22 protein-coding genes and 1 riboswitch are annotated in these 26,580 nt (G+C 58.7%); of the genes, 8 read left to right on the forward strand and 14 right to left on the reverse strand.

Annotated elements, in window-relative coordinates:
* Nucleotides 1-118: 118 nt before the first annotated feature.
* Nucleotides 119-1,561 (reverse strand): MocR-like pyridoxine biosynthesis transcription factor PdxR, encoded by a 1,443-nt coding sequence (gene pdxR, locus AB5767_RS07080; RefSeq protein ID WP_368131865.1) that lies wholly within the window; start codon nucleotides 1,559-1,561, stop codon nucleotides 119-121.
* A 145-nt stretch (nucleotides 1,562-1,706) separates the two neighbouring features.
* Here pdxR and pdxS point away from each other — a divergent pair, with 145 nt between their 5' ends.
* The gene (pdxS, locus tag AB5767_RS07085) at nucleotides 1,707-2,597 is read left to right on the forward strand and encodes a pyridoxal 5'-phosphate synthase lyase subunit PdxS (RefSeq protein ID WP_022094325.1); all 891 of its coding nucleotides are present in this window, start codon (nucleotides 1,707-1,709) and stop codon (nucleotides 2,595-2,597) included.
* Between the two features lie 20 nt (nucleotides 2,598-2,617).
* A complete protein-coding gene (gene pdxT, locus AB5767_RS07090) occupies nucleotides 2,618-3,205 on the forward strand; it encodes a pyridoxal 5'-phosphate synthase glutaminase subunit PdxT (protein ID WP_195445975.1) in 588 nt (195 codons plus the stop codon).
* Between the two features lie 366 nt (nucleotides 3,206-3,571).
* Here the strand turns inward: pdxT and AB5767_RS07095 are convergent, their stop codons facing one another.
* Together AB5767_RS07095 and AB5767_RS07100 are read right to left on the reverse strand one after the other, a co-directional pair.
* Nucleotides 3,572-4,483 (reverse strand): hypothetical protein, encoded by a 912-nt coding sequence (locus AB5767_RS07095; protein WP_368131864.1) that lies wholly within the window; start codon nucleotides 4,481-4,483, stop codon nucleotides 3,572-3,574.
* A 152-nt stretch (nucleotides 4,484-4,635) separates the two neighbouring features.
* On the reverse strand, nucleotides 4,636-6,051 hold the full coding sequence (locus AB5767_RS07100) for an MFS transporter (protein ID WP_368131863.1): 1,416 nt from the start codon (nucleotides 6,049-6,051) through the stop codon (nucleotides 4,636-4,638).
* 205 nt (nucleotides 6,052-6,256) lie between these two features.
* Between AB5767_RS07100 and AB5767_RS07105 the strand changes: the two genes are divergently transcribed.
* Both AB5767_RS07105 and AB5767_RS07110 read left to right on the forward strand, forming a co-directional pair.
* Complete coding sequence (locus AB5767_RS07105; protein ID WP_349088420.1) at nucleotides 6,257-6,667, forward strand: peptide deformylase; 411 nt, start codon at nucleotides 6,257-6,259, stop codon at nucleotides 6,665-6,667.
* 36 nt (nucleotides 6,668-6,703) lie between these two features.
* Entirely contained in the window at nucleotides 6,704-7,627 is a 924-nt protein-coding gene (locus AB5767_RS07110; protein ID WP_368131862.1) for a LysR family transcriptional regulator, read from the forward strand.
* A gap of 123 nt (nucleotides 7,628-7,750) precedes the next feature.
* Here the strand turns inward: AB5767_RS07110 and AB5767_RS07115 are convergent, their stop codons facing one another.
* The 6 genes from AB5767_RS07115 to AB5767_RS07140 all read right to left on the reverse strand — a co-directional run bounded on the left by AB5767_RS07115 (nucleotide 7,751) and on the right by AB5767_RS07140 (nucleotide 15,598).
* A complete protein-coding gene (locus AB5767_RS07115; RefSeq protein ID WP_368131861.1) occupies nucleotides 7,751-9,193 on the reverse strand; it encodes a PTS transporter subunit EIIC in 1,443 nt (480 codons plus the stop codon).
* 193 nt (nucleotides 9,194-9,386) lie between these two features.
* A complete protein-coding gene (locus AB5767_RS07120; protein WP_368131860.1) occupies nucleotides 9,387-10,505 on the reverse strand; it encodes a neutral/alkaline non-lysosomal ceramidase N-terminal domain-containing protein in 1,119 nt (372 codons plus the stop codon).
* A gap of 17 nt (nucleotides 10,506-10,522) precedes the next feature.
* The gene (locus tag AB5767_RS07125) at nucleotides 10,523-11,770 is read right to left on the reverse strand and encodes a hypothetical protein (protein WP_368131859.1); all 1,248 of its coding nucleotides are present in this window, start codon (nucleotides 11,768-11,770) and stop codon (nucleotides 10,523-10,525) included.
* A gap of 26 nt (nucleotides 11,771-11,796) precedes the next feature.
* The gene (locus AB5767_RS07130; protein WP_368131858.1) at nucleotides 11,797-12,831 is read right to left on the reverse strand and encodes an amidohydrolase family protein; all 1,035 of its coding nucleotides are present in this window, start codon (nucleotides 12,829-12,831) and stop codon (nucleotides 11,797-11,799) included.
* Nucleotides 12,832-13,057: 226 nt separating this feature from the next.
* Nucleotides 13,058-14,539 carry an aminotransferase class I/II-fold pyridoxal phosphate-dependent enzyme gene (locus AB5767_RS07135; RefSeq protein WP_276571269.1) on the reverse strand — a complete coding sequence of 494 codons (1,482 nt, stop codon included), beginning with the start codon at nucleotides 14,537-14,539 and terminating at the stop codon, nucleotides 13,058-13,060.
* Nucleotides 14,540-14,740: 201 nt separating this feature from the next.
* The gene (locus tag AB5767_RS07140) at nucleotides 14,741-15,598 is read right to left on the reverse strand and encodes a LysR family transcriptional regulator (RefSeq protein ID WP_368131857.1); all 858 of its coding nucleotides are present in this window, start codon (nucleotides 15,596-15,598) and stop codon (nucleotides 14,741-14,743) included.
* 118 nt (nucleotides 15,599-15,716) lie between these two features.
* Here AB5767_RS07140 and AB5767_RS07145 point away from each other — a divergent pair, with 118 nt between their 5' ends.
* Both AB5767_RS07145 and AB5767_RS07150 read left to right on the forward strand, forming a co-directional pair.
* The gene (locus tag AB5767_RS07145; RefSeq protein WP_368131856.1) at nucleotides 15,717-16,628 is read left to right on the forward strand and encodes a DMT family transporter; all 912 of its coding nucleotides are present in this window, start codon (nucleotides 15,717-15,719) and stop codon (nucleotides 16,626-16,628) included.
* 139 nt (nucleotides 16,629-16,767) lie between these two features.
* On the forward strand, nucleotides 16,768-19,017 hold the full coding sequence (locus tag AB5767_RS07150; RefSeq protein WP_368131855.1) for a KUP/HAK/KT family potassium transporter: 2,250 nt from the start codon (nucleotides 16,768-16,770) through the stop codon (nucleotides 19,015-19,017).
* 79 nt (nucleotides 19,018-19,096) lie between these two features.
* Here AB5767_RS07150 and bsh read toward each other — a convergent pair whose 3' ends face one another.
* Complete coding sequence (gene bsh / locus AB5767_RS07155) at nucleotides 19,097-20,062, reverse strand: choloylglycine hydrolase (RefSeq protein ID WP_368131854.1); 966 nt, start codon at nucleotides 20,060-20,062, stop codon at nucleotides 19,097-19,099.
* Between the two features lie 244 nt (nucleotides 20,063-20,306).
* Nucleotides 20,307-20,726, reverse strand: coding sequence for a peptide deformylase (locus tag AB5767_RS07160; RefSeq protein ID WP_035137017.1), 420 nt, complete (start codon nucleotides 20,724-20,726; stop codon nucleotides 20,307-20,309).
* A gap of 193 nt (nucleotides 20,727-20,919) precedes the next feature.
* Here AB5767_RS07160 and AB5767_RS07165 point away from each other — a divergent pair, with 193 nt between their 5' ends.
* Nucleotides 20,920-22,230, forward strand: a complete 1,311-nt coding sequence (locus tag AB5767_RS07165) for an NCS2 family permease (protein ID WP_368131853.1) — start codon at nucleotides 20,920-20,922, stop codon at nucleotides 22,228-22,230.
* 137 nt (nucleotides 22,231-22,367) lie between these two features.
* A complete protein-coding gene (locus AB5767_RS07170; RefSeq protein ID WP_368131852.1) occupies nucleotides 22,368-23,033 on the forward strand; it encodes an alpha/beta hydrolase in 666 nt (221 codons plus the stop codon).
* Nucleotides 23,034-23,270: 237 nt separating this feature from the next.
* Here the strand turns inward: AB5767_RS07170 and AB5767_RS07175 are convergent, their stop codons facing one another.
* The 3 genes from AB5767_RS07175 to AB5767_RS07185 all read right to left on the reverse strand — a co-directional run bounded on the left by AB5767_RS07175 (nucleotide 23,271) and on the right by AB5767_RS07185 (nucleotide 26,375).
* Nucleotides 23,271-24,404 (reverse strand): 5-methyltetrahydropteroyltriglutamate--homocysteine S-methyltransferase, encoded by a 1,134-nt coding sequence (locus AB5767_RS07175; RefSeq protein ID WP_368131851.1) that lies wholly within the window; start codon nucleotides 24,402-24,404, stop codon nucleotides 23,271-23,273.
* A 155-nt stretch (nucleotides 24,405-24,559) separates the two neighbouring features.
* Complete coding sequence (locus tag AB5767_RS07180; protein WP_368131850.1) at nucleotides 24,560-25,456, reverse strand: LysR family transcriptional regulator; 897 nt, start codon at nucleotides 25,454-25,456, stop codon at nucleotides 24,560-24,562.
* Nucleotides 25,457-25,466: 10 nt separating this feature from the next.
* Nucleotides 25,467-26,375, reverse strand: a complete 909-nt coding sequence (locus AB5767_RS07185; RefSeq protein ID WP_368131849.1) for an HAD-IIB family hydrolase — start codon at nucleotides 26,373-26,375, stop codon at nucleotides 25,467-25,469.
* Between the two features lie 61 nt (nucleotides 26,376-26,436).
* Nucleotides 26,437-26,547, forward strand: a riboswitch (TPP riboswitch).
* Nucleotides 26,548-26,580: the final 33 nt, after the last annotated feature.

Below are 26,580 nucleotides of genomic sequence, written 5' to 3' on the forward strand. Positions count from 1 at the left end.
CGACGCGGAAATCGCGCGCTGTCGCCGCGCCCCGCAGTGCCCGCTTCCCCCGAGAACAATTATCAGTGCAGGTAGATAACTTGTTACAAAACTGCCTGGTCGCCAAAGTGCTAAAAGTCTACTCACTTAGGTTGCAGAGCACCCCCCCCATTAGCTGCAATTCCAAGGTATTAAGCATTTTTGGACTCAAATCGTCATACTGGACAAGAATTTGAGTTGAGTTTTTAGGGACAGATGCGCCATCGGCACACCAATAACAGTCACTGATATCGACAAAAGGGATACTCGAGCGCGTGAGGGCCTGCGCAAAAGAGCTTCCGCCCGCTTCGCACTCCGCAACCACAGTGCAGTAAAGGCCCGCGTCTGCGTGTTCGATCGAGACCTCCCCTGCCGGAAACGCTTTCCGTACAAGCGAGGTCAGGCCATCACGCGCCTCGCGAGCACGAACGCGCACGCGGTTCACATGTCGCTCGTAATCACCAGATTCCAGCAAACGCGCCAAAGCGACCTGGTCAACAGAGCTCACCGACGAGGCATAGAAACCAAGGTTGCGCCTAAACCGCTCCATTAACTCATCGGGCAACACCATGTACGCCAAACGCAACGCCGATGAAAGGCTCTTCGAAAACGTGTTGGTGTATATAACCGACTGGGCGGCATCGATCGACGCGAGCGCGGGAATCGGCTTCCCGGCAAGGCGAAACTCACAATCAAAGTCATCTTCGATGAGATACCGACCTGGTCGCTCGGCGGCCCAGCTCAGAAGCGCATAGCGACGCGCAATGCTCGTCACAAGGCCGGTTGGATATTGGTGAGACGGCATCAGGTGAAGTACATCGGTCCCGGTTTTCTGCAGAGCGCTCAAGTCCACCCCCTCATCATCCAACGGGATATGTCGAACTTTGCAGCCCATAGCCTGATAAATGCGCGTCAGACGTAAATAGCCCGGGTCCTCAACGGCATACACCTTGTCAGCGCCAAGCAACTGAACCAACATGGTATCGAGCAGCTGAGCGCCCGCGCCGATAACAATGTTATTGGGGTCGACATTCATACCCCTCGTCCCGCGCAGATGATGAGCAATTGCGCATCGTAGCCGAACGGTGCCCTGTGCCGGTGCGGGCGAAAAGATCTCGCGCTCGTCTTCGGATGTCAGCGTCGCCCGCAGTGCGCTTTGCCAAAGCCGCGCCGCCTCCAAAGCGGAAGGAGAAAGTGCATCGAACAGCTCAACCTGTCCGTTGACATCATGCGCGCTGGGACCAGCAGAGGCGGCATCTCGGTCGATGCCCTCCGCAGCCGAAGCCAAAACCGGTGCATCCGGAAGCTCGCAAGCGTAGTAGCCACGACGCGGCATTGAGCAAATATAGCCCTCGGCGAGTAACTGGCTATATGCATTCTCGATGGTAATGACACTGATTCCCAGATGACTGGCAAAGGCGCGCTTAGACGGAAGATGCTCCCCCGCCGCAATACGTCCAGCAACAATATCATCTCGAATTTGCTGGTAAACATACTCATAAAGCGATGCCTCGCCACGTTTTTCCAAATTGTAGTCAAGCATGAGTTTGCCACCTGACCTTATCGAGCTGTTCAATCTGGTATTAAGCTGACCTTATTATTATCTCGAAAACTGAGTATTTTGCCATACCCAGCTCCCCGATAGGATGTTCCGTCAAGCAATGCACATGCCAACCAAGGGAGCAACCATGGCAGAACAGACCAGCAAGGCCGATCGCGTCAAACTCAATCGCGAGCTCGCGCAGATGCTCAAGGGTGGCGTCATCATGGACGTCACCACGCCCGAGCAGGCACGCATCGCCGAGGAGGCGGGCGCCTGCGCCGTCATGGCTCTCGAGCGCATCCCGGCCGACATCCGCGCCGCCGGCGGCGTATCGCGCATGAGTGACCCCAAGATGATCAAGGGCATCCAGGAGGCCGTCTCCATCCCTGTTATGGCCAAGTGCCGCATCGGCCACATTGTCGAGGCGCAGGTCCTGCAGGCCATCGAGATCGACTACATCGATGAGTCCGAGGTTCTCTCCCCTGCCGATGACGTCTATCACATCGACAAGACCCAGTTTGACGTGCCGTTTGTCTGCGGCGCCCGTGATCTGGGCGAGGCGCTGCGCCGTGTTGCCGAAGGCGCCACGATGATTCGCACCAAGGGTGAGCCGGGTACGGGCGACGTCGTTCAGGCCGTGCGTCACATGCGCAAGATCCAAAAGCAGATCCGTGACGTTGTTGCCCTGCGCGATGATGAGCTCTTTGAGGCAGCCAAGCAACTGCAGGTTCCGGTCGAGCTGGTGCGCGAGGTCCATGCCACGGGCAAGCTTCCCGTTGTGAACTTTGCCGCCGGCGGCGTAGCGACCCCTGCCGACGCCGCGCTGATGATGCAACTGGGCGCCGAGGGCGTCTTTGTCGGCTCGGGCATCTTTAAGAGCGGCGACCCCGCCAAGCGCGCCGCCGCCATCGTCAAGGCCGTGGCAAACTTCACCGATGCCAAGCTCATCGCCGAGCTTTCGGAGGACCTGGGCGAGGCCATGGTGGGCATCAACGCCGACGAGATCGAAATCATCATGGAGGAGCGCGGACGCTAGTCCGGCAGAAAGGATCGCACATGAGCGATTATGCAGACCAAACGGTCGCCGTGCTGGCGGTCCAAGGCGCTTTTGCCGAGCACGAGGCAAGACTATCCGGGCTTGGCGCACACTGTATTGAGCTGAGGCAGGCGGCTGATTTGAAGCAGGACTTTGACCGTCTGGTACTTCCCGGCGGCGAGTCCACCGTTCAAGGGAAGCTGCTTGCCGAGCTCGGCATGCTCGAGGAGCTTCGTGCCCGTATCGCTGAAGGCATGCCTGTCCTGGGCACCTGCGCCGGCTTGATTCTGCTGGCGCGCGACCTTGCCGCCCACGACGATAAGGGGACGCCGCGCCTGGCAACCATGGATGTGCTCGTCGAGCGCAATGCCTACGGCAGGCAGCTCGGCAGCTTTCGAACCAAGGGGCAGGTAGCCGGCATCGACGGTGAAGTGCCGCTGACGTTTATCCGCGCGCCCCGCATCGTTGAGGTGCACGGCGATGCCGAGGCCCTGGCCGAAGTCGATGGCCGCATCGTCGCCGCCCGCCAAGACAACCAGCTCGGCGTAACCTTCCACCCCGAACTCGACGAAGACACCCGCCTCCACGAACTGTTCCTACAAATGTAGGCATCGAAATCAACAAACGAAATGAGAGTGGATAATCTCCCACTTTAAGCTTGGATGCAGGCTCAAACCGGGAGATTATCCACTCTCATGCTATGTAGTCATTTAAGAACGTCCCCAATGACTACTTCGACAACACCGATGTTTTGGTACCGACAGCGAAAACCCGCCAGAGCGAGGGAGGCCCTTTTGGGGCGAGATGACGCCATAGGTTGAGCATGAGTCAGCGAGCGGGCCGCATTTGAGACAAGGTGACGTGAAACGAAAGGGCGCTGACCTTCTGGTCGCGCCCTTGAAGTTGAACGTCAGATTGTCCAAATGCGGCCCGCGCAGCGCCGGCCCGTTACGGCGTTTGGTAAAACGCCGTAACTAAAAACGGTTACCGCGGAAGCCGCCACCGTTGCGGCCGCCACGGTCGCCACCGCGACCGCCGCGGTCGTTACCACGGTTGCCGCCGAAGCCGCCACGGTTGCCGCCGCGGTCGCCATAGCCACCACGGTTGCCACCAAAGCCGCCGCGACCGCCACGGTCGCCGCCACGGTCACCAAAGCCGCCACGGCCGCCACGGTCGCCACCGCGACCGCCGCGGTCGCCACCACGGCCACCACGATCGCCAAAGCCGCCGCGGCCGCCACGGTCGCCGCCACGGCCACCACGGTCGTCACGGCCGCCGCGAGGACCGCGATCCTCGTCCAGGCCCATGGCGACGAGCGGAGCGATAACCTTATCGAGAGCGGCCATCAGCTCGGTGGCCTCCTCGTAAGAAAGCTCGGGCAGGAGCTTCTCCTTCTTGTTGGCAAGCTCGACCAGGCCCTCAGCGGCATCCTCGGCGGCGAAGACAACAATCTTGCGCATATCGCCCTCGGCGTCGTCGATGCGGCCGACCAGATCGGCAGCCTCGGCCTCGGCCATCAGGCCATCGAGCTCACGAAGGCGCATGCCCAGCAGGTCGGACATTTCCTTCTGCTCCATCTTGGGCTTGAGGTCAAGGAGCTTGATGGCGCGCTCGATGTTCGCCATGCGCTCGGCCTTGGCCTCCTCCTCCTTGGAAATAGCAAAGCGACGGCTACGCAGCAGACGGGCGGCCTTCTGCATCTTGTCCATCAGCTCTTCGTCATCGTAATCAACGGCGGCCTCGACAACCTCGGCCTCCTCCTCGGCGGAAACCTCGTCAGCAACCTCAACCTCGGCAGCTTCGGTCTCCACGGTCTCGACTGCCTCGACCTCGGCAGCCACGGTCTCGTTCTCGGTCTCGTTCATGATCTCTTCGTTCTCGGACATGAGACTCCTTCTTGGCCCTCTCGGGCATCATCGCCCCATTCGCGGGGCCCGTCGCGCACTCTTTGCGCTTTAAACATTCATGCCTCTCGGCAAAACGTCCATTAGTTTATGGTGTCGCCATCCAATCTAGCTGCAGAATCTATGTGCACACATTAATGCGACATGTGCGACTCGCGACGAGCGTACACCAGCGACGTCGCGAACCCGACCACGGCAATTACAGCCGCCACACGCACGGCAGCTGCAAATCCAATCGCCTGGGCAACGTCAGACGCAGCGCCAGCGGCGCCGGCGGTCGCGGCAGAACTCGAGAGCAGGCCGATAAACAGCGACGGGCCAAACGATGCGGCAATCATGTTCCACGTGTTGAGCAATGCCGTTCCGTGAGGATGCTCAGCGGCAGGCAGCGTCTCCAAGCCGGCCGTCTGCGAGGGACTCAGCACCAGGCCGACTCCGGCATACACCACAACGGTCAGCGCCACGACAACGCCGATGTTCATGCTTGCCGCCGTCATCGAGATTGCAATCTGTCCCACGGCAATCAGGGCAAAGCCGACCGGCAGCAGCGGCCATGCGCCACGGGCGTCCATCACGCGTCCGCCCACAATCGAGGTCACGGCGTTGCAGGCAATTGCCGGCAAAATGAGCAAGCCCGCAATAAGTGCGGTCATGCCGTATGCGCCCTCAAAATAGAGCGGCAACAAAACGCTCATCGAGAACGTCGTCATCATCGACACCACCACAAGCAGGCACGCGGGCCAAAAACGAACGCTCGCCATGGGACGCACGTTAAGCACCGGATGCTCGAGCTTGAGCTGACGGGCCGCAAACAGGCCGAGCAGCACAATGGCGGCGAAAAGCGCCACGATACCGGCAATCAGATTGGTCGAGAACTCGCCTACGGAATACACAAATGCCGTAATGCCGGCGGCGAGCAAAACAACCGACAGAATATCAAGCGTGGTGTTCGAGCGCTCTCCGACATTCTGAACAAGCTTTACGCCCGCCGCAGCGACCACAACGCCGCCCACCAGCGGCACTACGAATACCGCCCTCCAGCCAAACAACGTGCACATAAGACCGCTGATCACGGGTCCAAACGCCGGCCCTAGCGTAATGCAGGCACCACCCAGGCTCAGATACAGACCGAGCTTCTCGCGCGGGGCGCAAGACAGCACCACGTTCATCATGAGCGGAAACAAGATGCCCGATCCCGCAGCCTGTAAAATACGACTTGGCAGCAAAACGCTAAACGACGGAGCGATCAGACACAGGACTTCGCCGGCGACCATACATCCGCATGCGAAAAACAACAGCTTGCGCGTCGAGAAACGGCCGGACAGGAAGGCCATGATGGCCGTAAAGATCGACGTCACAATCATGTAGCCCGAGACGAGCCACTGCGCCGTGGTGGCACTCACCGAAAAGGCCGCCATAATGTCGTGCAACGCCACGTTAATGATGTTCTCGTTAAACGCGGCAACAAAGGCCGCAATATACATAACGACGAGAATCGCCGCAGTAGCCGATGGCGTTACTTGAACTTGTTGCTGAGATTTGCTCCCCATGCATTTCCTTCCTCTTGGAACGACAGTCGCATCGCCCCAGAGGAACGGTCCAGGGCGAAAAATGAGCCCTAGACTTACGCCAGACGCCGTACACGACGAATCTGGCAACATGGTCCAATATCGAAAGATTGTAACGCGGACGCACAGCTTTCCTTCCGCGCTATTATTAAAAGTCCACGAAAGCATAAGACATGAGGAGCCCGCCATGATTAAGCCCATCATGAAATCCGAGTTCTTTTTGCGTCTGCCTTCCGAAGACGCGGGACCCGACGATGTCGCAACCGGGCAGGATCTCCTGGATACACTCCACGAGCATGAGCGCGAGTGCGTGGGCCTCGCCGCCAACATGATCGGCGTGCGCAAACGCATCATCTGCGTAAAGGACGGCAACAGGACACTCCTGATGTACAACCCTCAAATTCTTGAGCAGGTCAATGCCTATCAGACGAGCGAAGGATGCCTCTCGCTGATCGGCGAGCGTCCCTGTACCCGCTATCGCCGCATTAAGGTTGAGTATTTGGACGAGAACTTCGTTCACCGCATCAAAAACTTCTCGGGCTACACCGCCGAGATCATCCAGCACGAAATCGACCACTGCAATGGCGTCGTGGTTTAGGCCACCTGCCAAAATGAGGGTACCGGAGGCCTCCCTATGGACATCATCCGCTTTGGCGAATTCGCCATCTTAGCGCAGTCACGCACGTTTCTTGATGCGGCGGAACTGCTTTTCATGTCGCAATCAACCCTCTCCAAGCACATCATGGCAATGGAGCACGAACTCGGCTGCAAGCTCATCGATCGAAGCAAGCGCCACGTAACACTCACCGCGCAAGGTGAAGCGCTTCTCCCCTATGCTCAAAAAATTGCGACGCTTCAGCATCGCTATCTTGCCGCCATTCAAATAGGTGCAGGTGAGCCGCTCGAGCACCTCACCGTAGGTTCTATCCCCATTATGGCCCCTTATGGGATCACGGACGCCGTCATCGATTTTCAGCAGGCGAACCCCTCATATTCTGTCGAGCTCATCGAAGGCGAGGGCGACACACTCAAGCGCATGCTCCTGCACGAGGACATTGACCTGGCCTTCATCCGTGACAGTGGCGCCATCGAGCCGGAGTTCAAAAAGATTCCCTTTACGACTGACCGGCTCGTGGCCGTCCTTCCGCTCGACCATCCGCTCGCCGAACGTGACACCGTCGAGATAGACGACCTTATCGACGAGAATTTCCTCATGCTTCCCCAAGGCTCGTTCGTAAGCGAGCTCGTCCTTTCCCTTTGTCGCGAAGCTGGATTTGGCCCACGCGTTACGTTCACCGGCAAACGAGCCGAGAACATCATCTCTCTTGTCGCACGCGGCGCCGGCGTCTCATTCCTCATGCGCAAGCCGGCGGAATCGCTTGCCAGCGGAAAGGTAGCCCTGGTGCCGCTTGAGCCCGCGACGACCTCCGAGGTCAGGCTCTACCTCAAGCGGAACGCCGCGCACTCGCAGGCGGTCGTCTCGTTCATCGGCTTCCTCCCCTACCGTCAGCTCCTGCAGGGCGACCGTGCGTCTTCCACCGCGGCACGACCGTCATAATCCCCGCTGCTCCACAACCGCAGACTTGTGTCCGCAAACACGCTGACAACGGCACAAAACACAAATATGCCTCGGGCGGCACGTCGCCGTCCGAGGCATATTTAGTTAAAGTGCGCAGACAGACTAGTCCACCGAGATGTTGAGCGCCTTACCGCCCTCGTCCTTCCTGGTACCGATCGCCATAGCGGCGACAAGAGCCAAAACGAAAGCGACCACACCGGAGATGACAAGGCCGATAAAGCCCGTGTCGATGCCGGCAGGGTTAATAAAGCTCGGGAAACCGAGCGGGCCGGAGGCACCGAAGGCATAGAGTTTGGCACCCATGAGGCCGGCAATGGCGCCGCCTACACCAGCGGAAATAAAGGTTGACCACATAAGACGCTTACGCGGCAGCAAGATGGCGTAAAGCGCAGGCGCGTTGACACCGAAAATCGAAGAGACAAGGGCGGGAATGTTGACGGCAGCATTTTCCTCGGAGTCCTTGGTTCGGATGACCATGCCAAGCACAGCACCGGCGATGGCACAACCGCCTGCATACACGAGCGGGTTAATGAGGTCATAGCCGTAGGTTGCGACATCGAGAAACCACAGCGGGATGATACCCCAGTGCAGGCCGAACATGACGAGCAGGCTCCAGAACGTGCCGATGACAAAGCCGGCGATGGCGGGCTGGAAGTTGATGAGCATCAAGATGATCTGGGCAACGATGTTGGAGAGGACCGTCATGACCGGACCGACCACAAGCAGGCCAAGGATGCCGCAAATGAGGAGCGTCAGGATGTTGGAGAAGAACGAGCTCACAAGCGCGGGCAGCGCGTTAGAAAGGGCCTTGTGCACCTTGGAGGCAATCCAGACGATAAAGATCGCAGGCAGAATCGTCGATGAGTAATTCTGCATGATCAGCGGGATGCCAAAAATATCACCGTAGACATTGGACTCGAAGACCGTGCCGGCGCCGAGCGTGTAGAGCGGATCTCCGCCCATAAGGGCAACGAGCGTCGGGTAGACAAGGATACCACCGAGCGCCATTCCCATAACGGGCTTAAGTCCGAACTTCTTGGCCGACGTCCAGCCAATGATTAGCGGAAAGTAATAGAAGACCGAATCTCCGATTGCCGAGAGCGTCACATACGTATTGCTGTCCTTGGCAAGCCAACCGGCAACCGTGCAGAGCGCGAGCATCGACTTGATAAAGCCACCGGCCATAAGCACGCCAAGAACCGGTTGCAGAATCTCGGAGATGATGGCCAGCAGACGCGAGAATGGATCGCCCTTTTTGACGTCGTCGCCTTCATCGATATCGAGTGCGGGTTTGGAGTCGAACCCGCCAATCTGAACAAGGTCGTTGTAGACGGCCTCGACAGTGGCACCAATCACGACCTGATACTGTCCGCCGGCCTGGATGACGTCAACGACGCCCTTCGTCGCCTTAAGCTCATTGGTCTGGGCGAGCGATTCATCCTTGAGGTGGAAGCGGAGACGCGTAATGCAGTGGCTCACGTCTAACACATTGTCTCGACCACCGACCTTTGTGATGATTTCATCGCAAAGCTTCTGGTATTTCATGGAATTCTCCTTTTTCTGAGCGGGGTATAGCATCGATTTCATGCCTCCGTAGTCGACGTGGGAGGGCAAGGAACCCGCTTCCCCCTTTGAAATCCGCGGACGCACGTACGCCCGGGATGGGAAACGGCAGAGAAGATGGAAGATGCCGATCACATGGCAGCGAGCCTCATTGGCCCATGTCACGCAATCAGGTCTACAGACGCGAATCTGCTGCGCCGAGAAGTCTCGTCGTCTGGCAGAACTTGTCACACAGACGTTCCGGTTCGCCCTGGGGAATCTGAGTACGCTCGGTCTCAAAGGAGAGGCCGTACTCGCGTGCCGGAAGGAAATACTCAAAATAGCCGTTGGTGTAACCGCAAACTATTCCCTCGACCGGGCATTCGCGCTTCATGCGAATACCCAAGTCGCTGCCGAGCTCACTCGGGAACACAAAGAGATGCAGGCCGCCCAAACTGATGACGACACACTTAAGCGTGAGCGAAAAGTCGTCATGGGCAACGGTGCGATAGAACGTCTGAGGCTCGATGCGGTCGAGAACGACCTCGCGATCGAGCTTGATCTGGGAAATCGCCTCGGCAAGACCGGTCGAAACGCGCTCGACCTCGGGAATGCCGCGTCCCTGGCGAAAATTGCGGTCGCTACAGTCGCCAGCAGCACCGACGACCATGGCCGGATAGTAACCAAGACTCTGAGCGAGCTTTTTGCCGGTAAGACCGGCGAGTTCGCTCGTGAGCTCCGTGCAGTCGGGTCCGACGCAAGCGGAATGCACCGCCCAGTTCACAAAGCCCGCAAATGGCTTGCCTTCGGTATCGAAGAACGATACGACAATGACCTCATTGTCGGCGAGTTCACCTGGGATGATGCGGTTGTCGTAGAAACCGGTGATGACCTGCTTGCCCAAGCGACAAATCGCGGGCTGTGCGTTGGCGCGGCACTCCTCAGAGCATTGGCAAATGGTATCGAGGAACCAGCGGTAGTAGTTCTCGTCGAATTTTCCCGTCCACCAGCTGCGGTGGTAAGCGACGATTGAAGTATGGTCGTGCGTCGCGGAGAGCAGAACGCAGTCACGGTCGATTCCGTAGCGCTCGGCGAGCATCGTCTTAACCTCCTCGGCCATGCCCTCCTCAAACTCGAGAACATCGGCGTTGAAGAGAAAAACTTCGCGGTCGTCCTGTTGGAAAAGAATCGCGTTGGCGAAGACGTCGTCATGGACGCCTGTCGCAGGCTCCAGACGGTTGGAGAGGTTACGATATCCGATTAGATAGATGTCGCCTTGCGGGGTAATCTTGCGGCGTGCATGTCCGATATTCATGCAAGTTCTCCTTTTTGTCATGCCGCGTTTAAAGCGGCAAGGATGGTTTGAAGGAGGCGCTCATGGGAACCGGCGGCGAAGCCGGAGTTCATGGCCTCATAGGTGATTTTCTCGTACGCATCGGGGGCCGGCAGATACTTTTGCCCTCCGTTGACAAGCGTGGCAAAGAGCACGGGGCAGAATCGGGCGGCGCGCACGGCGGCGCCAAACGAGCTCGAAACCTCGGGCTGGATACCAACGAACTCGACATTTCCCAGCCGAAGTAAATAGACCCTCGTACGCTGTTCGCCTGCCGCATGAAACTCATAAGTTCGATGCGGGGCCAATGAGCAGAAGTCGGCGCGCGTCTGGGCGGGCAAAAGGACGTCGACCGTGCGAGCATCGACGCCGATGGCATCGTCCTCACGCGCCGCACGGACGGCCTCAATCAACGCATCGCTCATAGCGCGACCCTGTCGATGCAGCATGCGATATCCACTCTCGTGAGCATCTAACGTTTGCTTCGCCCCGGTCGAATCGAACGCAACGGTTACGGCGCGCTCCGCCGGACTCTGATCCCCCGCGGCACCGGGTAGCAGCAACACGACTCCGCCCAATTCGCGCTCGAGAGCCATGGCGGCAAAGCCAAAGAGGTCCCCGCTCACCAAGCGCTTCCCCTGAGAATCGTGCGATCCGTCGAGCACGGAAGACTGGACATCAGCCGTCGCAAGCATGGCAACGAGCCCGCCCTCGGCATCCCTCGCGACAAGTACGGGCATCGCGTGGTCGGCAAACCCCTTGGGGTCTACTCCCAGCCACCAGCCGGCCGGTGTCTCAATGTCGCGGTTAACGTTCACAGGACAGTAGCCCTCCGCCGAGGCGAGCGTGACAGAGCGAATGCCCGCAACCGCCTGCCCAACGGCCGCGCGTGTCGCGGCGATGAGCGCGGCACGATAGCGCTCATTTCGATCGCGGGCATCGGTGTCGGCCAGATGCCCAGGGGTGCGCACGTGAGGCGCAGAAAACGTGTGGGTCGGGACCACCCAAGAAAAGGCGCCGTCGCAATTGGAGACATCCTTGACAACCTCACGCAGATCGACGAGTAGGGCCGGAGCGACCGAGGTAACCTCAAGTGAAAGGATGCAAGCGCGCCGCCCCATCCCTTCGACCACGAAGGCACGGGCAAAGATTTCATGACGGAGTGCGTCGAAACCGTCGAACGGCAATACGTCCTCTAAGTTAATGGCCACCCGGGCGGCTCCGGCCTTCATCTCTCCCTTATCCATGGCGAACGCCCTCCTTTATCTGTCGCTCACTCGATGCCGTACAAGCGCTGTGCCGTGCCGCCAAGCATAAGGTCCTTGTCCGTATCACTTAAATCTGTGGCGCGGACGCAGGCGACACCCTCTGTTAGCCACTCGCGTTTAACGGGATAACTCGTACCAAAGACAATATGGTCTGCACCAAGGACTTCAACCGCACAGGCAAGAAGCGTTTCGCCCCAGGGCTGAGCATGGGACATGTCGAAATAGATGTTGTTCTCGAGGCGCCTGGAAACGGTCTCGGTATCGACCTGAAAACGGCCAGAAGCATCAGGGCGCTTGGGACCATGAGGCAGCAGCATCTCCTTGAACGCAAAGTATGCGCCGCCGAGCATGGAGTGGACCATCTTGATATTGGGGTAGCGCTCAAAGAAATCGCCAAAGATCTCTCGGCCGATCGCCGTAGTTTGGTCGACGCAGCGGCCATAAGAGCGGCGAAGGTTGTCGTACGCGAGAAGCGATTCGTTCTCGACCGGCACGGGAACATGGTGCACGTAAACGGTGACATGGCGTTCGTTCAGGTGCTCGAAAAAGCTCGAGAAGACCTGGTCGTCGAGATAGCGCTTGCCGTAGTGAGCGCAGAGCTGCACACCCGCAAAACCATCGTCGAGCCTGCGATCGAGCTCCTCCAAATTCGCTTTGGTGCCAAAGGGCGGCACAGCGACAAGCGGAATCAGACGGCCACTTGACGCCTTCGCGTCAGCAGCCATACCGTCGTTGAAACGCCGGCACATCTCGAGCGACATCCACTCGTGACAACCGGGGAGCTTGAGGATCGCCTTGTCGACCCCCGCCTCATCCATATCGGCCAAGCGCTTCTCGAGGGTGTAGTCGCCCTCAATGTAGTTAAGACCCGGAGAACCGGCGGGCATCTCGATCACGATCTGTCGTTTGCCGGCGGAATTCATGGTCAGATAGCCTTCGGTGTCATAGGCGCGGGGCACCTCGGCCAAAAACTGTTCGCAGAGCGTCTCGTCATGAAAGATGTGCTCGTCGAACCAGTAGGAATTTGCATCGATAATCATTGGTTGGAACCGCCTTTCATCTTGTTGAAAACATTCTAGAAAAGCAGGTACCCGGACATCAATTCCAGCTTAAGCCCACTATATTCCATTTTGGAATAGAACTTACCGCTCACATGCGAACCTCGCCCGCTCAACGAGACAAGCGCTAACAGCACGGGCTTAGACAGAAAACGGTCGGCCCGCATCCGTTGCGGGCCGACCGTTTCATTACAGTCTACCTTTGCCGTTACGCCTGGCGGTAGTGATCGAAGAAATCGGCGAGGTCTTCGAGGGACTCTTTGAGTACTTCCATGCGCGGCAGGTACACGATGCGGAAGTGGTCGGGCTCAGCCCAGTTGAAGCCGCCGCCGCGCGTAATCAGGATCTTCTTCTCGTGCAGCAGGTCAAGGGCGAATTGCTCGTCATCGGTGATGTTGAACTTCTTCACATCCATCTTGGGGAAGATGTAGAACGCCGCACGCGGCTTAACCACCGAGATGCCGTCAATCTTGCTGAGTGCCTCATACACAAAGTTGCGCTGCTCGTAGACACGGCCGCCGGGACGGATGTAGTCGTTAACGGACTGATGGCCACCGAGTGCCGTCTGAACGATCGACTGAGCCGGCACGTTGGAGCACAGGCGCATGTTGGAGAGCATGTTGATGCCCATGATGAAGTCGCTCATGCAGCGCTGGTTGCCCGAAAGCACCATCCAGCCAATACGATAGCCCGCGATCATGTGCGACTTGGAAAGGCCGCTAAAGGTAACGCAGGGCAGGTCGGGAGCGAGCGAGGCAATCGAGACGTGCTCGTAGCCGTCCATGCACAGGCGGTCGTAGATCTCATCGGCAAAGATCATCAGCTGATGCCTGCGTGCAATCTCGACGATGCCCTCGAGCACCTCGCGCGGATAGACAGAACCCGTGGGGTTGTTGGGGTTGATGATGACGAGGGCTTTGGTCGCGCTCGTAATCTTGGACTCCATATCCTCCAGGTCGGGATACCAATCCGCCTGCTCATCACACAGATAATGTACGGGATGACCGCCAGCAAGGGTTGCGCACGCCGTCCAGAGCGGATAGTCGGGGCTGGGGATCAGAATCTCGTCGCCATTGTCGAGCAGCGCGTTCATCGAAAGCTGAATGAGCTCGGACACGCCGTTGCCCGTGTAGATATGCTCCATCTGAACGTTGGGCAGGCCTTTGATCTGCGAATACTGCATGATCGCCTTGCGCGCGGAGAACAGGCCACGCGAGTTGGAATAGCCTTCGCAGTCGGGCAGCTGCTGGCGCATGTCCTTGATGACCTCATCGGGCGTGCGGAAACCGAAGGGCGCCGGGTTGCCGATATTGAGCTTGAGGATGCGCTCGCCCTCGTCCTCCATACGGGCGGCCTCGTCGACGACGGGGCCGCGCACGTCATACAGGACGTTATCGAGCTTGGTGGATTTAGAAAAAGTACGCATGGTGGTGCTCCTTGCAATTTGAGCTGAGGGATGGGGTTCGGGCTTGGAATCGTTGCGGGGTGATGATGCCTCGCCTTGATCGGCGTCGCCGGCAAGCAGCCAGGTAACATCGACCTCCATAATACGGGCGAGCAGCTCAGCCACATCGCGCCGCGGGATCGTCTTGCCGCTCACATATTGGCTCATCTGACTCTTGCCGAGTTTTTTGCCGAGCATCTCCGATGCGCGGATCACGTCCGACTGGCGAACGTCGCGATCGGACATAGCCTGTCGCAGGCGATCGCTAAACGTCTCTTGGGCCACTAGAACCTCCTTGCTGGCAAAGTTCAATTTATAGAACACGAATTGAACCAAGGTTCAATTTAGCAAGCAGTATAGCGCGGCACCTCATTCGAAAGTTCAATTTCATAAGAAAATGTACCGGACTCCGAGATTTGCCCAAAGCGGACAATGGCGTGTACGCGTTTAGAGGTATTCAAGGAATCGAGCGGCGGCAAGCGAAACGTCAGCCGTGCGATATATCGCATTGATCTGCCGATGGGGATGTCCCTCGAGCGAACGCACGGCAACATCGAACTGACAGCGGCGCAAGATGAGCGCGGGAAGAATGCTCACGCCCAGGCCGTCCTCGACCATGGCCATAATCGCATAGTCATCCCAGGTCGACAGCGTGGAGCACACCGCCAGTCCCGCCCGACGGAACAGCGGCGTAATCTCGTCATCGGTGCCGCGTTCTAGCAGAATAAACTGCTCGTTGGCTAAATCGGCAAGAGAAACGACCTCCGCCGTGGCAAGCAAAGAATCTGCCGGCACCACCGCCATCAACTCGTCGCGCACCAAAGACCGCGATGCCATGCCGTTTTCTCGTGGCTCACGCGGGATAAAGCCCAGGTCGCAGCGGCCTTCCGCCACCCATTGCTCAATCTCGGAGTAATCACCCATCAGCAGCTCGTAATCGACATCCGGATGATCGGCGCGAAAGCGCGCAATCACCGGCGGCAGCACGTGGGTCGCCACACTCGAAAACGTACCGATGCAGATTTTGCCGCGCATGAGCCCGCGCATCTCATCCACCCGTCGCTGCAAGCGAGTGAATTCCTCGCAGAGCGCCTCGACAGCCGGCATGACCTGCCGCCCGTCGGCAGAAAGCACTACGCCCTCGCGACTGCGGTCGAGCACCTTAAAGCCCCAATCGGCCTCAAGATCGGCCACCATACGGCTCACGCCCGACTGTGAATAGCTCAGGCGCTCGGCAGCACGCGTAAAGCTTCCGGCGCGCACCGTCTCCAGCAGCACCTGCATCTTTTGAATATTCGTTTCCACGACACGCCTCCACCTTTACATGAATTTTTGTCATGTTATCCATGCATTATATTCGCTTTTCTTCTATTGCCAGTTCACCCATAGTGAACATGCTCGAATATAGAGGGGACGGAAGCGCATGGACAACGGACTGTTTACGTACTTAGCAGCATTGCTATTGTTTGGCTCCAACGGCATCATCGCCGCTGCCATCGCGCTGCCGAGCTCCGATATCGTGCTACTGCGCACGTTTTTGGGCGCCCTCTCGCTTGTCACTATCCTTGCCATCACCCAACGCCATAAACTGCAGGCGCCATCTCGTCCCCGCGAAGCCGCAGCACTCCTTCTGTCGGGAGCCGCGCTGGGTGCCAGCTGGATTTTTCTGTTCCGTGCCTACCAGACGATCGGCGTCGGCGTGTCCTCGCTACTGTACTACTGTGGCCCTATCATTGTCATGGCGCTCTCCCCGCTCATCTTTGGCGAAAAGCTGACCGGCGGCAAAATCGCCGGCTTTGTCGCCGTCGCCTGCGGTGCTTTTCTCATTGCAGCGCAAGGTCTAGGCGGCAATATGCCCATTGCGGGCATCGTCTGTGGAATCGCCTCGGCCTTCTGCTATGCATTGATGGTCATCGCTAGCAAGGGTGCGCCGCACATCGAGGGCCTCGAGAACTCCACGCTCCAGGTGTGCGCCGCCTTTGTTACCGCACTGGTCCTCACGCTCATCACGCAGGGCGCTCCCTCATTCCTGTCCGCCGGTATCGCCGCCAGTATTGATTGGCGCGCCGTCGCTATGCTCGGCGTCGTCAACACCGGCATCGGTTGCCTGCTCTACTTTAGCGCCGTCGCCAAGCTGCCCGTCCAGACCGTCGCTGTCGTCGGCTACCTCGAGCCGCTTTCGGCGGTCGTGTTCTCGGCCGCCCTTTTGGGTGAAGCCATAACACCGGTCCGCCTGATGGGCGCCGCGCTTATCATCGGCGCCGCGATTTTTTGCGAACTCGCCGGCAAACGCGCAAACGCCAAGGCTGGCATCGCCCAGACAGTACGTGCTTAAAAGCCCCTGCTTTGAAATGCTACCTGCGTAGATAAATAATCCCCAGCTGAGGATTATTGTCTAAAATAACCCGATGTGCCAAACTGCTCTTGTATGTATAAAGACGGCATAAAGTTTTTTGTCCTAGACAGATAACCGGATGTCTAAGGGAGTCCTCGTGGCACACAATAAACTGGAGGCAAGCCTCCAAGACCAGCGTAGTCAGAGCGGACATGGCGCCATCCCCCTCTCCGCTGGCATGCTGCTCGTTACGCTCGGCGTCGTCTATGGCGACATCGGCACGAGCCCTATGTACACCATGAAATCAATTGTCGCCAACAACGGCGGCATCGGTACCGTCAGCGAGGACATGATCCTGGGCGCGCTTTCGCTCGTCATCTGGACCATGACACTCGTGACCACGGTCAAGTACGTGGTAATCGCCATGAAGGCCGACAACCACAACGAAGGCGGCATCTTCGCCCTGTTCAGCCTGGTGCGCAAAGTGGCACCATGGCTGATTCTGCCCGCCATGATCGGCGGTGCGGCACTGCTTGCCGACGGCATCCTCACCCCCGCCGTCACGGTCACCACAGCCATCGAGGGTCTGCGCACCATCGAATGGGGCCATGCGCTTTTGGGTGACGGCCAGACCAATGTGATCATCATCACCATCATCATTATCTGCGGTCTGTTTGCCATGCAGCGCGCCGGCACCTCGTCAATCGGCAAGCTCTTCGGTCCGCTCATGACACTATGGTTCCTGTTCCTGGCGGGCGCCGGCCTGTTCAACATGCTCGGCAACCTGTCCATCCTACGCGCGCTCAACCCCATCCGCGGCATCATGTTCCTGTTCTCGCCCATCAACCACTCGGGCATCATGGTGCTCGGCTTCGTCTTCCTGTCGACGACCGGCGCCGAGGCCCTCTACTCGGACATGGGTCACGTGGGCAAGGCTAACATTTACGCATCCTGGCCGTTCGTAAAGGCGGCCCTCATCCTTAACTATCTGGGTCAGGGCGCTTGGCTGCTTGCCAACAATTCCAATCCCCAGATGCTCGCGATGGACATCGTCAACCCGTTCTATATGATGCTCCCCGAGCCCCTGCGCCCCTTTGCCATCGTGCTTTCGGCCGTGGCGGCCATCATCGCCTCGCAGGCGCTCATCACCGGCTCGTTCTCGCTGGTATCCGAGGCCACGCGTCTCAACCTTATGCCGCACCTGCGCATCCACTACCCCAGCGACACCAAGGGACAGCTCTATATTCCGCTCGTCAACAACATCATGTGGGTCGGCTGCATCTTCATCGTGCTGCTGTTCCAAAACTCCGAGCGCATGGAGAGCGCCTACGGCCTCGCCATTACCGTGACCATGCTCATGACCACGACGCTTTTGACGAGTTACATCGCCGGCATCCTCAAGCACAAGCTGGGTGCCTGCGTCTTCGCCCTGCTCTTTGGTGCCATTGAGCTGTGCTTCTTCGCTTCGTGCCTCACCATGTTCTTTGACGGCGGCTACGTCATGATCTTCCTGGCCGCACTGCTGTTCGGCCTTATGTATGTGTGGCGCCGCGGCACCGCCATCGAGCGCACGCAGACGATCCTGCTGCCCGTCTCCAAGTACATTGACCAGCTCGGCCGCCTGCGCAACGACGAGACCTACCCCGTGCTCGCCGACAATCTGGTGTTCCTCACCAACAGCCCCGACCCGCTCACGCTCGACCGCGATGTGCTCTATTCCATCTTGGATAAGCATCCCAAGCGCGCCAAGGCATACTGGTTCATCAACGTGCACGTTACCGACGAGCCCTATACGCACGAGTATTCCGTCGAGACCTTTGGCACGGACTTTTTGTTCCGCGTGCGCTTGGACCTGGGCTTTAAGGTCAACCAGCGCATCAATGCCTACCTGCGCCAGATTGTTGGCGACTTGATGGCATCGGGCGAGCTGCCGCCGCAGCATCACACCTACTCCATCTACGAGACGCGCGGCAACGTGGGCGACTTCCGTTTTTGCATGCTGCGCAAGATGCTTGCCCCCGAAACGGACATCAACCGCAACGACCACCGCGTCATGGCCATCAAGTACGCCGTCCGCCGCGCCTGCGGAAGCCCGGCACGCTGGTACGGTCTTGAGAACTCGGCCATCATCATCGAGTACGTGCCGCTGTTTGCCCGCATGCGCCCGGCCGTTAAGCTCGTGCGCACCCAGGTGCCGCTCGAGGTTCAGATCGAAGAGGCCGAGGAAATGGAAGTCGATATCTTCTCGGACGACCTGGTCAACGGCAACGAAGCCGGTAGGAACATGAACGTCGACCCCACCGAGTTACTCGAGAGCGTCGCCGATACGCCCGAACAGCAACTGCTCGACGGCCTCGAGAGCGAACAACTCAACGACGCCAACTTCTAGCGACGTCACAAATCAACGACAGCGGCCCTGCATCTCACGGGAGACGCAGGGCCGCCTTGCATTGCAGTAAAGCTAACGGCTACGAACGACGCGGCTCGGGAACCACGAGCCTATCGGGGCTTGCGCCCTCGGCATCCATCAGGCTCACGTAGCGAATCGACGGATCCCCATACATCGCGTAGTAATAATTGCCCGTGCGCGCGCTAAAGCATCCGGTGTAGATAGTCTTCTCGAACTTGCCATCGCCCATCCTGGACGCTCCCTCGATCATCACCACGCCCTCGAGCGAGCGGAACATGCGAACGACGTTTTCGGTCTCGCTCTCCTTTTGCGGGTAATTGGCATTGAGATACGCCGCCTTTACAAAACGGCTCGGCGAATAGCAGTCACCCGGAATACCGCGCATGCCGGCACCCGCGCCATAGGGCTTGAGCTCGGCGCCACGCCATGTCGCCGTCTGCGGATAATCGCTTGTGGCCGTGATATAGGTGCGCAGGTTTTCCATGTGCCACGGGAAGGTGGGCTGATTGGCAAGGGTGTCGACCGGATCGTCGTATACATGCAGGCCGTCAGCCATCATCTCGACCACGATGCTGCGCTGGCTGTCGCCGATAATCCAATGGAGCAGCGACACGCCCAGCCCCTCTCCGGCAGATTTGGCGACAATCACCGTGTCGCGCAGCGCGGCCTCGACCTCATCGACCGTCGAGAACGTCGCTGCCACCCACAGGGGAAACTCATAGGCCGCGATATTGGTCTTTCCATCAACCGGGCCCTCGACATACTCGGCATAGCCGGGAAAGTTGAGCCCCGCCACAGCCAGACCCGCATCGTTACCGCAATCGAAAAACATGGGATAGTTCTTGTAATCGATGCACATACCGATCACCGCGTGCGCCGCTGTCGCGTCGTCGATAAACGAATACGGAATGTGAAACCCGCGCGGCATCACGCGAACCTGTTGGCCGTAGTCAAAGCTCCAGTCGAGATTGCGGCCCAGATACATGTGGCCAGAATTATCGGTAAATCGAATACTCGTACACATAGCGCCTCCTAGCTTTACGTTCTTGCTAATTTCATTGTCTCCCAACAAAAAGGCGCTAAACACAAAAGCCCGGACATGACAACAATGTCACGCCCGGACTATTTAAGCAGGATAAACTCAACCAAGTTAACCCCGCAGGTCGTCTAAGGGGTCAAAGTGCCGCAGATTGCCACGAAAGAGGAGCGAAGCGTACTTAAGGTACGCGAGCGACAATTGAGCGGCAAGGTGCGGTGCTTTGGTCCCCTTAGACCAACTTTCCAAGACAGTGGTCGATCATATGCTGGATCATCTGTGCCTCAAAGCCCGCGTAGTCGCGGCGGCACTCCTTCATCTTGCCGTCGACGATCTGATCAAAGGCGACCTTGCACTTGATATAGCGCGTGGACTTGGTGACCTCCTCGTGCGTCAGGCAGCTCTCCTCCATCTTGCTGGCGCCCAGGCCAAACACCAGACGGGGGTTGTAGAGTACGTGAGGCTCGCCGGCATCGTCCAGGTAGACGCAAACCTTCTTGGTAACGCCAATCTGGTTAGCGGCAAGGCAGCCGGCATCGTCGAGCGACTTGATGGTATCGATCAGGTCCTGAGCAACCGACTCGTCCTCGACGGTCGCAACCTCGCAACGCTGGGACAGGATAGCCTCGTCGTGGCAAAGCTCTTTAATCATACGTTCCTCCATAGGGGTCGTTGTAACCGCTTAAGTATACGGTACCCACACATTTTCATGCGAAAAATACCGTCCGTCTGCTACAAAGCGCCGAACATCAACATGCGAGGAACAACAGCGTCGTAAAGGGGCTATAGTAGTTGAGTTCGTGTCAATCGGCCTAAACTCGGGGCCGAACAAGGAAAGGGTATGCATGGACGAACTTTTTCACGTCAGTGAGCGCAAGTCCACAATCGGGACCGAACTCCGCGCTGGACTGACAACATTCCTGGCGATGGCCTACATCATCGCCGTCAACCCCGCGGTGCTCTCGGGCGCTGGCATCGATGCGGGAGCGCTCGCCTGCGCCACCTGCCTGGGCGCCGGCATCATGACCATCTGCATGGGCATCTTCGCCAACCGCCCGCTCGCCTGCGCGTCGGGCTTAGGCGTCAACGCGATGATCGCCGGAATCACCACCACCGTCTGCGGCGGTGACTGGCACGTGGCCATGAGCGTCATCTTCCTCGAGGGTATCGTCATCTTGCTGCTCGTGCTTTGTGGCCTGCGCGAGGCCATCATGGACGCCATCCCGGTTGTCCTGCGTCACGCCATCTCGGTGGGTCTGGGCCTGTTCATCGCCATGATTGGCCTATGCGATGCCGGCATTATCACCGCTGGCGCCGGTACACTCGTCGGTCTGGGCGACATCACCTCCCCCACCTTCATCGTCGGCATCATCTCCATCCTGGTGACGGTCGCCCTCGCCTGCCGCAACGTCCCCGGCTCGCTGCTCATCGGCATCGTCGTCGCCGTCATCGCCGGTATCCCCCTAGGTGTGACCCAGGCTCCGACCGGTATCATCGCCCCGCTCGACTTCTCGAGCATCGGTGGCCCCATCGCCGACGCCGGCGGCGTGCCCGCCATCGTCAAGGTCCTTACCGACCCCGCGCTCCTCGTCATCTCGTTCTCGCTGCTCATGAGTGACTTCTTCGACACCATGGGCACCGCGATGGCCGTGGCCAAGCAGGGCGAGTTCCTCACCGACGACGGCAACGTCGAGAATATCAAGGAGATCCTGATCGTCGACTCCGCCGCCGCTGCTGTGGGCGGTTTCATGGGCGTCTCCTCCATCACCACCTTCGTCGAGTCCACCTCTGGCGCTGCCGACGGTGGCCGCACGGGCCTCACCTCCGTCACCACCGGCGTACTGTTCATTCTCGCCGCGTTCTTCTCCCCCATCGTCACCATCGTTTCCAGCGCCGCCACCTGCGGTGCTCTGGTCTACGTCGGCTACCTCATGATGAGCGAGGCCTCCGAGATCGACTGGTCCGACGTGTCTCAGGGTTTCCCGGCGTTCATGATTGTCGCCGGCGTGCCCTTCACCTACTCCATCTCTGCCGGCATTGGCCTGGGCTTTATCGCCTACGTGGTCGTCGCGCTCTTTAAGGGCGAGGCCTCCAAGATCAAGCCGCTCATGTGGATCGCAGCCCTTGCCTTCCTCGTCTACTTCTTCGTGGCGTAACGGCATAGCCTGCTAAAGCAAAGCAACAAGGCGCGGAGTCGCATCGAGCGGCTCCGCGCCTTTCTTTTAGCGTCTGCCCCCGTGCCAGCGTGCGACAATTGAGGCTGTCGATATCACTACACCGAGAGAAGCCTGCCTTGGAAGCGCATCAAAAGCAGATAACCGTTCATTCGGAGCATACGGAAGGCGCGCCCGTCATCTACCTCCCCGTGGTCATGGGCGACGGTAGTGATGTTTATGACCGCTGCCGAGAGCTCAACTGTCCGCCTTTTACTCTTGTCGCCATTGGAGGGTTCGATTGGAATCGCGAGCTGAGCCCCTGGGAATGCGACGGAACTATACGAGATGCCGAGCCCTTTGGCGGACAGGCTGCTGGTTTTCTTGACGAGTTGTTGAAGCAGATAATCCCCCAGGCCGAATCATCGCTCCCGCAACCGCCCGCCTGGCGCGGCGTTGCCGGCTACTCGTTGGCGGGTCTTTTTGCACTGTGGGCACTTTGGCAAACAGATGTCTTTGAGCGCACAGCGAGTGCATCGGGGTCGCTGTGGTTCCCCAGCTTTATCGACTACGCGCGCGAGCGCACGATGACGGCTACGCCCGACGCCGCCTATCTGTCGCTCGGTAAAAAGGAAACCAAGACGCCCAACCGCATGATGCGGCACGTACTCGACGATACGCGCGCGATGGAAGAGCTGTTTATCGAGCGCGACATCCCAACAACGCTGGAGCTCAACCCCGGCAATCATTTTGCCCAAACTGACCTGCGCATGGCGCGCGGCATCCACTGGATACTGACGCATTAAAAATGGCGTCCACGCGTACACACGCATGGACGCCATTTTTAATTTGGCTGAACGCAGCTACTATTCAGCAGTCTCCTCAAGCTCAGATACGGTGGGCGTCGAGAACTGGGGCATGGATGTCCTTTCATGATGGAAGGGCGATCGGACATATCGGATAACCTGCCCGAACGATACGATCCGAACCATTGTACGCGATACGCAATGCCTCGCACGCGCCGCCACCTGCAAACGCTAGCGTTACTTCCAAACGCGCTCGGCAATGCGCTTGACCAGCGCGATCTTCGCCCATTGCTCGTCCTCGGTCAGCTTGTTGCCAATCTCGCAGCTGGCAAAGCCGCACTGGGGCGACAGGTACAGATTCTCGAGCGGCACATACTTAGCGGCCTCGTGGATACGTTCGACGATAACGTCTTCGTCCTCAAGCTCAGCCGCCTTGGTGGTTACCAAGCCCAGCACGACCTTCTTGCCGGGAGCGACGTACTTGAGCGGCTCAAAGCCGCCGGCGCGCGGCGTGTCGAACTCCAGATAGAACGCATCGACATTCTCATGTGCGAACAGGTACGGCGCGATGGGATCGTAGCCGCCCTCAAAGGCATAGGTGGAGTGGTAGTTGCCGCGGCACACGTGCGTGTTGATAACCAGATCGTCGGGCTTGCCCTCGATGGCGGCGTTGTTGAGCGCCACGCCCAGCTCGCTCACCTTTTGCAGGTCAACCGGGCTCATGCCGGTTTTGGCGACAAAATCGGTATCGCAGTAGATGCCCCAGGTGCAGTCATCAAACTGGATGTTGCGGCAGCCTGCTGCGTACAGGTCGGCGATCACCGTGCGATAAGCGGCCGCAATGGCGTCGGCAAGTTCCTCATCGGTCTTATAGACAGCGCGCAGGCTCTCCTGCTGGCCGTCGCAGCGATCGAGCGTGACCTCAGAGAACGTCTGGATCGGCGCCGGAATGGTCTGGCGTGCGACCTGGCCCTCCCCCTCAAGCGCCTTGACGAACTTAAAATGCTCGACGAACGGGTGGTTCTCGCCGCTAATGGGACCGGTAACCACAGCGGTGTCGGCCGTCGTCTCCTCGTCATGGAACATATAACCCGTGCGTGAGGTACGGCGCTCAATGCCGTTGAGTCCCCACATAAAATCGAGGTGCCAGTAGCTGCGGCGGAACTCGCCATCGGTAATCACCTGCAAGCCGGCAGCCTTCTGCTTGGCCACTAAGTCGCGGATGGCCTCGTCCTCGACGGCCTTAAGGCCGGAAGCGTCGAGTTTACCCGCGACATAGGCGGCACGGGCGTCCTTTACAGCCTGCGGACGAAGAAAACTGCCGACGATATCGGCACGAAACGGCGCGTTCGGTTGAATCGAAGTGCTCATAGATATCTCCCTTTGCATTGGTTGCTTTACTGGGACAGAGTATGAGCGTTCATATGGCCATCGTAAAATATACGTTTATAACAGTTTGATATAGATGCTTCCTATATCAGTCTGGACTGCCATAAAGAGACTTGAACTGTGCGGAGCACAGCAGCCTAGATATGCTGACGAATCGCGTCGATATAGGCCCGACCGTAGCGCGTGAGCGTCGTATTTTTGCGCGTGATAATGCCAATCTCCATGTATTCGTCCACATCGAGCGGAATCGAGATAATACCGGGGCCGTTAAGTTCATGGCTGATCACGCCCGAACACACCGTGTAACCGTTAAGGCCCATAGCCAGGTTGAACAGCGTCGCACGGTCGCGCACGCGGATATTCTTGCGGCGCTCAAAGGTCGAGGTCAGCTCCTCAGAATAATAAAACGAGTTATAGCTGCCCTGCTCATAGGACAGGAATGGGTAGTCTTCCAAGTCCTCGAGCGTCACACTCGAGCGACCCGCCAGCGGATGGTCGGCGCACACGAAGACATGCGGCGCGGCGCAGAAGAGTCCTTCGAACACGAGCTCGTTGGCCACCAGCATGCGCTCGATGACCTCGCGATTGTGCTCCGACAGATACAGGATGCCGAGCTCGCTTTTCATATGCGCGACATCCTCGATAATCTCGTGAGTCTGCTCCTCGCGCAGGGTGAAGTCGTAACGCGCGGCATCGAACTCGCGGATCACGTCAACAAACGCGTTAACGGCAAAGGAATAATGCTGGCAACTCACACTAAAGTGCGGCACCTGCTCGGATGCGCCCTTGTACTTGCCCTCGAGCAGGTCGGCCTGGTCGAGTACCTGACGCGCGTAGCCCAAGAAGGTCTCGCCTTCCTCGGACACAATGACGCCCTTGTTGGTGCGCTCAAAGATATGCACGCCCATCTCGTTTTCGAGATCGCGGATCGACGCGGTAATCGAAGGCTGCGATACAAAGAGCCGGCGCGAGGCCTCGGTAATGCTGCCGCATTCGGCAACTTTGACGACATATCTGAGCTGCTGGAGCTTCATGGCTGTCTCCTTAGCTGTTCGCGAGATTCGCGTCGGCAGTACCCGGCAGGCGCATAAACGGCGGCATCTCCCCCGTCGCGGCGCAGGCGGCAATCTGATGCAAAGCCCCGGCGACCGCATCATCTGCCGCGGCGCCGATATGCCAGCGCGCGGCAGCCGTGACGGCCTCGTTGGCATTGGCGACTGCAACGGAGTTGGGAACGGCATCGATCATGGGCAGATCGTTATCGGAATCGCCAAATACAGCCACCTCGTCGGGCGTCAGGCCCAAGGCGCGCGCCAGCTCCAGCGCAGCGCAGCCCTTGTCCCAACCATCCGGAAGGATGTCGAACAGGCGCACTCGGTTGTTGGGAAACACAAGCGAAAGTTCCGGTACCTCAACGGCAACGCGCTCGCGTAGCTCCGCGAGCTCCTCACGCGAACGGGCACTCCAGATATTCGCCTTAAACACCGGCGCGCCATCGACAACAGGACGGCACGGGGCCTCTTCGCCTTTGAGCCACGCATTACCGCCCGACTCCATGGCGCGACGAACGCGCTCGGGATCGCTCGTCACGCAGTAGGCATCGTTATCCCAAAAGTCGTCACCCAGGCTGTAGACTTTTAGAAATGTATCGTCGGTTTCTTGCTCCAGATAGTCAGCCAAACGTATCAGAGCATCGTTGTCGATTGCGCGCGAAGCGACTACTTCGCCGTCGACAAACATCACCTGGCCGTTACAGAACGCACCGGTCGAAAAACACTCGGAACGGTTTTTGAACATCCAGCCCATCGCGGACGGCTGACGACCCGAAACCGGCCCAAAGTGCAGACCCGCCGCCTGCATGGCATGAATACCCTCAATGGCGTAGTCGCTGGCGCCGTCATGCCCGGCTGGAATCAGCGTATCGTCCATATCGGTCAGCACAAGTTTGATCATAGAGTCCCCCAGTCATTTTCACCGCAACCATTGTAACGGTGCGCTAGTATAGGGAACAACAGATTCGATGCGGGAGTGCCGGCGGTGCAAACCACAAGGCTGAGAGGGCATGGGGCCCAATCCTTTGAACCTGTCAGTTAATGCTGGCGTAGGGAGCATGCCGCCTTTACAGGGGCGCTGTCTATGCACAGCGCCCCTTTTCTAT

The sequence above is a fragment of the Collinsella aerofaciens genome, assembly GCF_040926265.1.
Classification (GTDB): Bacteria; Actinomycetota; Coriobacteriia; order Coriobacteriales; family Coriobacteriaceae; genus Collinsella; species Collinsella aerofaciens_BB.

Bases quoted from the DNA above. Each gene is read 5' to 3' on its own strand.
- pdxR (WP_368131865.1), bottom strand. From the start codon at position 1,561: ATGCTTGACTACAATTTGGAAAAACGTGGCGAGGCATCGCTTTATGAG.
- pdxS (WP_022094325.1), top strand. From the start codon at position 1,707: ATGGCAGAACAGACCAGCAAGGCCGATCGCGTCAAACTCAATCGCGAG.
- pdxT (WP_195445975.1), top strand. From the start codon at position 2,618: ATGAGCGATTATGCAGACCAAACGGTCGCCGTGCTGGCGGTCCAAGGC.
- AB5767_RS07095 (WP_368131864.1), bottom strand. From the start codon at position 4,483: ATGTCCGAGAACGAAGAGATCATGAACGAGACCGAGAACGAGACCGTG.
- AB5767_RS07100 (WP_368131863.1), bottom strand. From the start codon at position 6,051: ATGGGGAGCAAATCTCAGCAACAAGTTCAAGTAACGCCATCGGCTACT.
- AB5767_RS07105 (WP_349088420.1), top strand. From the start codon at position 6,257: ATGATTAAGCCCATCATGAAATCCGAGTTCTTTTTGCGTCTGCCTTCC.
- AB5767_RS07110 (WP_368131862.1), top strand. From the start codon at position 6,704: ATGGACATCATCCGCTTTGGCGAATTCGCCATCTTAGCGCAGTCACGC.
- AB5767_RS07115 (WP_368131861.1), bottom strand. From the start codon at position 9,193: ATGAAATACCAGAAGCTTTGCGATGAAATCATCACAAAGGTCGGTGGT.
- AB5767_RS07120 (WP_368131860.1), bottom strand. From the start codon at position 10,505: ATGAATATCGGACATGCACGCCGCAAGATTACCCCGCAAGGCGACATC.
- AB5767_RS07125 (WP_368131859.1), bottom strand. From the start codon at position 11,770: ATGGATAAGGGAGAGATGAAGGCCGGAGCCGCCCGGGTGGCCATTAAC.
- AB5767_RS07130 (WP_368131858.1), bottom strand. From the start codon at position 12,831: ATGATTATCGATGCAAATTCCTACTGGTTCGACGAGCACATCTTTCAT.
- AB5767_RS07135 (WP_276571269.1), bottom strand. From the start codon at position 14,539: ATGTCCGATCGCGACGTTCGCCAGTCGGACGTGATCCGCGCATCGGAG.
- AB5767_RS07145 (WP_368131856.1), top strand. From the start codon at position 15,717: ATGGACAACGGACTGTTTACGTACTTAGCAGCATTGCTATTGTTTGGC.
- AB5767_RS07150 (WP_368131855.1), top strand. From the start codon at position 16,768: ATGTCTAAGGGAGTCCTCGTGGCACACAATAAACTGGAGGCAAGCCTC.
- bsh (WP_368131854.1), bottom strand. From the start codon at position 20,062: ATGTGTACGAGTATTCGATTTACCGATAATTCTGGCCACATGTATCTG.
- AB5767_RS07160 (WP_035137017.1), bottom strand. From the start codon at position 20,726: ATGATTAAAGAGCTTTGCCACGACGAGGCTATCCTGTCCCAGCGTTGC.
- AB5767_RS07165 (WP_368131853.1), top strand. From the start codon at position 20,920: ATGGACGAACTTTTTCACGTCAGTGAGCGCAAGTCCACAATCGGGACC.
- AB5767_RS07175 (WP_368131851.1), bottom strand. From the start codon at position 24,404: ATGAGCACTTCGATTCAACCGAACGCGCCGTTTCGTGCCGATATCGTC.
- AB5767_RS07180 (WP_368131850.1), bottom strand. From the start codon at position 25,456: ATGAAGCTCCAGCAGCTCAGATATGTCGTCAAAGTTGCCGAATGCGGC.
- AB5767_RS07185 (WP_368131849.1), bottom strand. From the start codon at position 26,375: ATGATCAAACTTGTGCTGACCGATATGGACGATACGCTGATTCCAGCC.